Source organism: Synechococcus sp. H55.2 (genome assembly GCF_047462495.1).
Lineage (GTDB): Bacteria > Cyanobacteriota > Cyanobacteriia > Thermostichales > Thermostichaceae > Thermostichus.
Genome location: NZ_JANSJH010000120.1, coordinates 1 through 7,142 on the forward strand (window position 1 = coordinate 1; position 7,142 = coordinate 7,142).

A 7,142-nucleotide genomic window follows, 5' to 3' on the forward strand; every position below is an offset into this window, starting at 1 on the left:
CTTCTCCACTTCTGTGTCCCTCACCCCCGGCCCCTCTCCCAAAGGGAAATTGCCCTCACCCCCAGCCCCTCTCCCAAAGGGAGAGGGGAGCTGAAGGGCTTTGCAACCCGTGAGGCTGGCTGCCGCTCTTCACATTCTACGGTAAGCCGGTCGGCAAACCGTTTTTAGGGCCAGGGATCCCTAGGCAGGGCAGGGGGTGGGGAGCGCCGCATCGGCAGCAAGATCCAGCGTGGCCCTGAGGAGGCCGGGATCCTCTGAAGAGGGGAGCAACTGGAACCCCAAGCGCCTGCAGAGGCGGCGCATGCCCTCGTTTTCGCTGAGCACCTCGCCGGTGAGGCGCCGGATCCCTTCGCAGCGGGCCACCTGAATCAGGCGGGTCAGCAGCTCCGTGCCGATCCCCTGTCTTTGGTAGGGATCCGCCACCAACAGGGCAAACTCGGCTTCTTCGGGAGGGCCGTGTTTTTTGGAGAGGCGGCTGATGCCGAGGATTGTAGCTTCTGGCTCCTGTTTTTCCGCCACCAGGGCGATCTCGCGGTCGTAGTCGTTAAAGCAGATGCGAACCAAGCGCTCGTGGGCGATGCGGGCGCTGTATTTGATGGAGTGGAAGTAGCGCAGGTAGATGCTGTAGTCGGAGACGTGGCGGTGAAACTGGATCACCAGCGGCTCGTCTTCGGGACGGATGGGGCGGATGATGATGCCCTCGCGGAAGGGCCAACTGTACTGGCTGGGGTAGGGGCGGATGGCCAACGGCACGGGTGGTTCTTGCTCCGAGCGCAAAATGACGCGGGCATCCAAAGCCAGCAGTTGCTCGCCCGAGGCCAGCAGGGGGTTGATGTCGATCTCTTGGATCTGCCGCTGTTCGGCCACCAGTTGGCTGAAGCGCACCAAGAGCTGTTCCAGCGCTTCCAGATTGACGGCTCGGCGCCCCCGCACCCCCTTGAGGGCCTTGTAGATGAGGGTATTCTCCATCAGGCGGCGCGCCAAGGTGGTGTTGAGGGGGGGAAGGCCAATGGCGCGATCCTGGAACACCTCCACCAACTGGCCGCCGCTGCCAAACAGCAACACCGGCCCAAACTGGGGATCCTCGCTGCTGCCCAGGATCAGCTCGTAGCCGTCGGTGCGGATCATCGGCTGCACCGTCACCCCTTGGAAGTGCTCTGGCCCTGCTTTCTCACTGACGTTGCGGCGAATCTGGGCGAAGGCCCGCCGCACCGCTTCGGCATCGGGCAGGTTGAGCTGCACGCCGCCCACGTCGCTCTTGTGGGTGAGGGTGTGGGAGTAGAGCTTCAGCACCACCGGGTAGCCCATTTCTGCGGCGGCCTCTACCGCTGCTTCCGGGCTATTGGCCACCCGCGTGGGCACCACCGGGATCCCGTAGGCGGCCAGGATCTCCTTGGACTCGACCTCGGTTAAGAGCCGGCGACCTTGCTGCCGGGCTTGGCCGAGAATTTGTTGCACCCTCTCGCGCTCGACCGCTGTTGCAGGGAGCAGAGTGGGAGTTTCGTAGAGGGCCTTGAGGTTGTCGCTAAAGCGCCACAGATAGCTGAACACCCGTGCCGCCTGATCCGGATAGCGGTAGGTGGGGATCCCCGCTTGGTTAAGGATCTGCTCGCCGGCATCCACCAAGTCTCCCCCCATCCAACTGGCCAGGATGGGCTGCCGGGAGCCGCTGCGCCGCCAGGTCTCCACCACCTTGGCAGCAGTGGCGGTGGGATCCGTCATTGCCTGGGGGGTGAGGATCACCAAACAGCCCTGGCTGGCGGGATCCCGCAGCACGATCTCCAGCGCCTGGGCAAAGCGCTCCGGCCCGGCATCGCCCAAAATATCAATGGGATTGCCGTGGCTCCAGTGGGGCGGCAGGATGGAGTTAAGCTGCTCCAGGGTTTGGGGAGAGAGCTGGGCCAGGGATCCCCCGGCGCGGATGAGGGTGTCGGTGGCCAGCACCCCCGGTCCGCCGGCATTGGTGAGGATGCTGAGGTGGGGGCCCTGCGGGCGGGGCTGTTTGGCCAGCACCTCCGCCATGTCGAAGAGATCTTCGATGTGATCCACCCGCAGCACACCGCAGCGGCGGAAGGCTGCATCCAAAACCGCGTCGCTGCCGGTGAGGGATCCCGTGTGGGAAGCTGCCGCCTGGGCCGCCGCCTGGGTACGCCCCGCCTTGATGACAATAATGGGCTTGCTCAGCGCCACCTCGCGGGCCGCCGACACAAACGACCGCGCGTCCCCAATCGACTCCATGTAGAGGACAATGCTGTGGGTATGGGGATCCTCGCCCAGATAGTCGATGAGATCCCCCCAGCCCACATCCAGCATGGATCCCAGGGAGATGAAGGCGCTAAAGCCGACATTTTCCCGCAGGCTCCAGTCCAGGATCGAGGTGCAGAGCGCCCCGCTTTGGCTGATAAACCCCACGTTGCCGGGTCGGGCCATCTGGGCAGCAAAGGTGGCATTGAGGCCGGTGTGGGGATTTTGGATCCCCAGGCAGTTGGGACCAATGAGGCGCAGCTTGCCGCGGGCAGCCTCTTGGATGGCCTTTTCCAGCTCCAGCCCCTCCGGGCCAATTTCCTTAAAGCCTGCCGAGAGGACAATGGCCCCCTTGACGCCGGTCTCGACGCATTCTTGGATAACCGCCGGCACCCCGGCTGCCGGGATGGCGATGATGGCCAGATCCACCGGCTCCGGCAGAGCAGAGAGCCGCTCGTAGGCCCGGATGCCCAACACCTGGTGCCGCTTGGGGTTGACCGGGTAGACCGTGCCGCCAAAGGGGTGGCTGATCAGGTTCCAGAGCACCGTGCGCCCCACACTGCCCTCGCGCTCTGTTGCCCCCACCACCGCCACCGAGCGAGGCAGAAAAATGGGATCTAAGGGGTGGGATCTGGCCTTCCAGATGTCCAGGCTGGGATCGGGGCGGTGCAGCGTAGCCATAGCCGTTGCAAGGAGGGAAGGGAGAAGTACGTTTTGGCGGGGAGGAAGGCCGACCTTAAACCAGAGCCGGCTCCGGCTGGTGGTAGAGGGCAGCCTCCACCCGGCAGCCCCGATAGGCCAAGACGTACAGCTCCTTCATATCCTGAATGAGGGGGTAGCGGGGGTTGGCGCCGGTGCATTGGTCATCAAAAGCCTGCTCCGCCATCGCTTCCAGACGGTCGTAAAAGGCCTGCTCGCTCTCGCTGAGGGCCTCGCGAATGCTGGCCGGGATCCCCAGCTTCCGCTTCAGCTCCTCGATGGCCTCGATAAGGCGCATGACCTTTTCCTCATCATTGGCTCCCCCCAACTGCAGGTAATCGGCAATTTCGGCATAGCGGTGCTTGGCGTTGGGGTAGCGGTACTGGGGAAAGATGGCCTGCTTGAAGGGGGCGTCGGTGGCGTTGTAGCGGATGACGTGGGTAATCATCAGGGCATTGGCCAGGCCGTGGGGCAGGTGGAAGGTGGATCCCAGCTTGTGGGCCAAAGAGTGGCACACCCCCAAAAAGGCGTTGGCAAAGGCCATGCCGGCAAGGGTGGCGGCGTAGTGGACTTTTTCCCGCGCTTCTGGATCCTCAGCTCCCTTCTCGTAGGCCCGCGGCAGGTAGGTCATCAGCAGCTTAATTGCCTGCAGCGCCAGCCCGTCGGTAAACTCGCTGGCCATCACCGAGACATAGGCTTCCAAGGCGTGGGTGAGGGCATCGATGCCGCCGTAAGCCGTCAGCTTCTTGGGCATCTTCAGGGTGAGATCCGGATCGACAATGGCCATGCTGGGGGTGAGGGCGTAGTCGGCCAGGGGGTACTTGATCCCCACCCGGTCATCGGTCACCACCGCAAAGGGCGTTACCTCGGATCCCGTCCCGGAAGTGGTGGGGATGCAGACCAGTTGGGCTTTTTGCCCCAGCGGCGGCAGCTCGTAGACCCGCTTGCGGATGTCCATAAAGCGCGTTGCCAGGCCTTCAAACTCCACCTGGGGCTGCTCGTACATCAGCCACATCACCTTGGCCGCATCCATCGGGGATCCGCCGCCCACGGCGATGATGACATCTGGCTGAAACTGGCGCAACTGCTCCAGGCCGCGGTTGATGTTGCTGAGGGTGGGATCCGGCTCCACATCGTGGTAGACATCCCAGTTCACGTGCAGCTCGTCCAAAACCTGGGTAACCGGCTGCAGCACACCCAGCTCGAAGAGGGGCTTATCGGTCACCAAAAAAGCCCGTTTTTTGCCGGCCAACTCCCGCAGCGCCACCGGTAGACATCCCGGCTTGAAGTAGATCTTGGGCGGCACCCGGAACCAGAGCATATTTTCCCGCCGGTAGGCCACGGTTTTAATGTTGAGCAGGTGGCGCGGCCCCACATTGTCGGAGACCGAGTTGCCCCCCCACGTGCCACAGCCCAAAGTTAACGAGGGATCCAGCCTAAAGTTGTAGAGATCCCCAATCGCCCCCTGGGAAGAGGGGGTGTTGATCAGCACCCGCGCTGTTTGGAGGGCATGCTCAAAGTAGGCAATATCGTCCTGGTTGGCGGGATCGGTATACAAAACAGAGGTGTGGCCCCGCCCACCGAAATTGACCAGTTGGACAGCAACATCGACGGCGCTGTGGAAATCCTTGGCACGGTAGAAGGCCAAAACAGGGGCCAATTTTTCGTAGGAAAACGGCTCTTCGGGCCCCACCTTGTCCACTTCCCCAATCAGCAGCTTGGTGCCTTCGGGTACCTGGATCCCGGCTAGAGCGGCAATGGTCTGCACCGATTGGCCGACAATAGCTGGATTGAGACGGCCATCCCTGAGGAGGATGCGGCGCACCGCTTGCGTTTGTTCCGGATCCAAAAAGTAGGCCCCTTGATGACAAAATTCCGCCTTCACCTGCTCATAAACGGCCTCCACCACAATCACCGCCTGTTCCGAGGCGCAGATCATGCCGTTGTCAAAAGTTTTGCTGAGCAAGATTGAACTGACGGCCATGGGAATGTCGGCACTGGTGTCGATGACCGCCGGCGTGTTGCCCGCCCCCACGCCCAGCGAGGGGTGGCCGGAGGAATAGGCCGCCTTGACCATGCCGGGGCCGCCGGTGGCCAGGATCAATTTCACCTCCGGATGCTGCATCAAAGCCTGAGAAAGCTCAATCGTGGGCTCGTCAATCCAGCCAATCAAGCCCACAGGCGCGCCTGCCGCCTCAGCCGCCTCTTTGACCACTTTGGCTGCAGCGATGGTGCATCGTTTGGCGCGGGGGTGAGGCGCAAAAATGATGGCGTTGCGGGTTTTCAGAGTGATGAGGGCTTTGAAAAGGGTCGTCGAAGTGGGATTGGTGACCGGCACAATGCCCGCCAAAAGCCCCACCGGCTCGGCAATGCGCTCGTAGCCAAAGCTCTCGTCCCGCTCAATGACGCCACAGGTTTTCTCGTGTTTGTACTTGTTGTAAATGTATTCAGAGGCAAAGTGATTTTTGATCACCTTGTCTTCCACAATGCCCATGCCGGTCTCCTCTACGGCCAACTTGGCCAAGGGGATCCGCTCGTTGTTGGCCGCCAGGGCAGCTTTGTGAAAGATTCGATCCACCTGCTCCTGGGTGAAGGTGGCATACTCAGCCTGGGCAGCTTTCACCTGTTGGATTAAAGCTTCCAGTTCCTCGAGATTGGTAACAGGCATAGGTGGATCCCTCCAAAATCACATCCATACGGGTTAAAAGTTGAGGCAACCATTAGAAATTGCTGGAAAACTCCATAGGCTCACTGGCTGGCTAAGCGCCCACAGGTGCGGGAACCTGGATCTCGGTGGTCATTTTTGGGGGATGGGTGAGGGTGTTGTGGATGATGCAAGCGTCGACAGCTTTTTCTAGGCCCTTTTGCTGCCTTTCGTCGAGCGGGATCCCCGTCTGAACGCGAATGCAAATGTTGTCTAAGCGGCTGGGGTGCTCAACTTTATCTGCAGTAACAACCACTTCCAGCCCTCGAGGATCCAACTGCCGCGCTTCCAGATACTTGACGGCATAAAAGCCAACACAAGCACCCAAAGAGGCCAAAAACCACTCCGGCGGCGTCATTCCCTGATCTTGGCCGTGGTTGTCCAAGGGCTGATCGCTGAGGATGCGATGGCCGCGGCTTTCGGCTTGAAATTGAACGCCATTTTGGTAGGTTACGCGCACTTCCACTGGGGATCCCTCCTCTATTTTTCCATCTGCCAGAGTTGACCAGCTCCTAGCCTATAAGTTCAACCTAGCGCTACTTTAGGGGCAGCCTAAGAATTTTAGAGATGACTTTGGGATCAAGCTGATGCAAATGGGGATTGACTCTGTTTTTGTTACTGTTGCTACGGCAATAAACTAAGTCTTAGCAGCCATTAAACCGCCACCAATCCCCGCTCGCGAAAGATTTGCAAAGCGTGGTTGATCTGTTCCGGGGTGGGCGGCTGGACATCGCTGAGGGTGTAGGGCAGTCCCAACTGCTGCCATTTGTATTCCCCCATCTTGTGAAAGGGCAAAACCTCCACCCGCTCCACGTTGGATAGAGTGGCCACAAACTCAGCCAAGCCCTTGATGTTTTCCTCAGGATCTGTTAGTCCAGGAACGAGAACAAAACGAATCCAGGTGGGCTTGTGAATCTGATCCAAATAGCGAGCCAGATCGAGAGTGGGCTGCAGCGAAACGCCGGTAACTTTGCGATAGAGCTCCGGCAGATAGGACTTGATATCGAGCAACACCAAATCAGTATGCTCCAACAAAGGCTTTGCCGTTTCCAGTTGCACATAGCCAGAAGTATCCAAAGCCGTGTGCAAGTCCAGCTCGTGGCAGCGGCGGAAAATCTCGGCCACAAAGTTGGGTTGCATTAACGGTTCCCCCCCGCTGGCCGTGACTCCCCCACCCTTGAGGTAGTAATTGCGGCAGCGCTGGATCTCCGCCATGAGGGAGTCCACCGTCACCACCTGGCCGGCATTGGGATCCCGACAGTCGGGATTGTGGCAGTACAGACAGCGCAGAGGACAGCCCTGTAGGAAGATGACAAAGCGGATCCCTGGCCCATCTACCGTGCCACAGGTCTCGACCGAGTGAATGCGGCCGGTTATCGGCGTCAAGGGGTTGAGCGGGGTATCCATACTTCTATCCTCAATGGCTTTTGCAAAATATCAACTAATCTTGAGGTTTTCTTCCCAATTGCTGGCCATGTTATGCACATCACGGTTT

Annotated in this window: 4 protein-coding genes; all 4 read right to left on the reverse strand. The window is 60.2% G+C overall.

What is annotated here, in order from left to right; translation table 11 throughout:
* Positions 1-180: 180 nt before the first annotated feature.
* The 4 genes from NW844_RS11615 to pflA all read right to left on the reverse strand — a co-directional run bounded on the left by NW844_RS11615 (position 181) and on the right by pflA (position 7,054).
* Entirely contained in the window at positions 181-2,925 is a 2,745-nt protein-coding gene (locus tag NW844_RS11615; protein ID WP_414335828.1) for a GNAT family N-acetyltransferase, read from the reverse strand.
* A gap of 55 nt (positions 2,926-2,980) precedes the next feature.
* Positions 2,981-5,611, reverse strand: a complete 2,631-nt coding sequence (adhE, locus tag NW844_RS11620; protein ID WP_414335830.1) for a bifunctional acetaldehyde-CoA/alcohol dehydrogenase — start codon at positions 5,609-5,611, stop codon at positions 2,981-2,983.
* Positions 5,612-5,702: 91 nt separating this feature from the next.
* A complete protein-coding gene (locus NW844_RS11625) occupies positions 5,703-6,113 on the reverse strand; it encodes an OsmC family protein (protein ID WP_414335832.1) in 411 nt (136 codons plus the stop codon).
* 188 nt (positions 6,114-6,301) lie between these two features.
* Positions 6,302-7,054 carry a pyruvate formate-lyase-activating protein gene (pflA, locus tag NW844_RS11630; RefSeq protein ID WP_414335833.1) on the reverse strand — a complete coding sequence of 251 codons (753 nt, stop codon included), beginning with the start codon at positions 7,052-7,054 and terminating at the stop codon, positions 6,302-6,304.
* Positions 7,055-7,142 lie beyond the last annotated feature (88 nt).

What these genes read in the sequence shown, in the direction of transcription:
- NW844_RS11615 (WP_414335828.1), bottom strand. Translation starts at nt 2,925, where the DNA reads ATGGCTACGCTGCACCGCCCCGATCCCAGCCTGGACATCTGGAAGGCC.
- adhE (WP_414335830.1), bottom strand. Translation starts at nt 5,611, where the DNA reads ATGCCTGTTACCAATCTCGAGGAACTGGAAGCTTTAATCCAACAGGTG.
- pflA (WP_414335833.1), bottom strand. Translation starts at nt 7,054, where the DNA reads ATGGATACCCCGCTCAACCCCTTGACGCCGATAACCGGCCGCATTCAC.